Genomic DNA, 1,345 nt, shown 5'->3' with positions numbered 1-1,345 from the left:
ACTTTGTCGGAACCCTGGAGGTGGCGGCCCGGATGTATCAGACATTGGGTCCGTTGCTTGAAAAGTACGATGTGCTGATCTGCCCGACGAACGCTATCCCCGCGGTGCCTGCCGAGTTCGATCAGACCACGGACATTGTCGAGATCAACGGCAGACAGGTGAACGCGTCGCTGGGCTGGGTGATGACGACACCGTTCAACATGATGAGCCGTTGCCCGGTGCTTTCCATGCCGTCGGGCAAGGCGGCGAGTGGCGTGCCGACAGGCATCCAGATTGTCGGCCGCACCTATTGCGATGCCGATGTATTTCGCGCCGCGATGGCTTATGAGACGGCTCAGGGCCAATGGTATGACAGCGCCGGGACACGCCCGTCGCTTTGAGCAATCCCGGGGGCGCGACCGTTCTCTGGCGTCGGTTATGGAGGGAGGACGCCCGATATTACAGAATGGCTGTGGGACCGGAGGTTCCGCCGCGGGCTAGAAAAGGCCGATGAAAATGGCGCAGCGCAGGGCAACTGCAACAGCCGCAAGACGGGCCGCCATGGCTGATGGCAGGGGGTCGGCGAATGATGCCGCGCCGCCCAAGGATCGTCGGCGCGAGCGCGGCGAGGCGAGCGTGCAGCGTATCATCGACGCCACCATCGACCTCATCGCCGATGAAGGGCTGGCGAGCGTCACCATGCAGCGCATCGCCGAGCAGGTCGGCTCGTCGAACGCGCTGGTCGTGTTCCATTTTCGCAGCAAGGAGAACCTGTTTCGGGCCGTGCTGCAGTATCTCAGCGATCGATATGATGAGCTGTGGGCCACCTTGGTGCGGGCGCCCGGGCTGTCGCCGGTTGAAAGGCTGCTGGGCGCGGTCGAATGCGCGCGAGGATTCGCGCGGCAGCATCCAAAGTGGGTTTCGGTCTTCGTCGTGTTCTCCAGCGACCGCAAGAGCATGCAGATCTACAACGAGATCGGGTTGCCGAGCGACCTCGCCTACACGGCCGAAGCGCGCGAGCTGCTGATCGAGATCTCGCGCAGTGGCGGCTATTCCGGCGTCGACATAGACACCTTATCAGAGAGCCTGAATTATCTGGTTCACGGCGCCTGGTACTGGGATCACCTGAACCCTTCCGGCCGTAACACCAATGTCCTGCGCAAGACGATGCTGATGCTGCTGCATCAGGCGTTTCCGCGGCATTTCGATCTTGAGCGCTAATATCTACCGGCTCTGCCGCAGATGGCAGCCGGCCTGGCGGTTGTGCGCCATTTCGGCTTGTTTGCAGCGAACTGTCGACTGTCCTCCTTCGCCAAGGCTTCGGAGGACACCCCTTCGTCTAACGATCTTCGGGTGGCCTGCTACC

At 62.0% G+C, this 1,345-nt stretch carries 2 protein-coding genes; both read left to right on the top strand.

Annotation, left to right across the window (positions count from 1 at the left end):
- On the top strand, nucleotides 1–380 hold a 380-nt coding region (locus tag EN781_RS32610; RefSeq protein WP_245492711.1), incomplete at its 5' end, for an amidase family protein.
- Between the two features lie 160 nt (nucleotides 381–540).
- Nucleotides 541–1,200 (top strand): TetR/AcrR family transcriptional regulator, encoded by a 660-nt coding sequence (locus EN781_RS32605; RefSeq protein ID WP_245455460.1) that lies wholly within the window; start codon nucleotides 541–543, stop codon nucleotides 1,198–1,200.
- Nucleotides 1,201–1,345 lie beyond the last annotated feature (145 nt).

Source organism: Mesorhizobium sp. M4A.F.Ca.ET.090.04.2.1, from assembly GCF_003999085.1.
In the GTDB taxonomy this organism is placed as follows: domain Bacteria; phylum Pseudomonadota; class Alphaproteobacteria; order Rhizobiales; family Rhizobiaceae; genus Mesorhizobium.
The sequence above is the reverse complement of the archived record's forward strand: the minus strand, read 5'-3'. Positions and strand labels throughout refer to the sequence as shown.

Coding starts and splice junctions, on each gene's coding strand:
- EN781_RS32605 (WP_245455460.1), top strand. CDS start 541: ATGGCTGATGGCAGGGGGTCGGCGAATGATGCCGCGCCGCCCAAGGAT.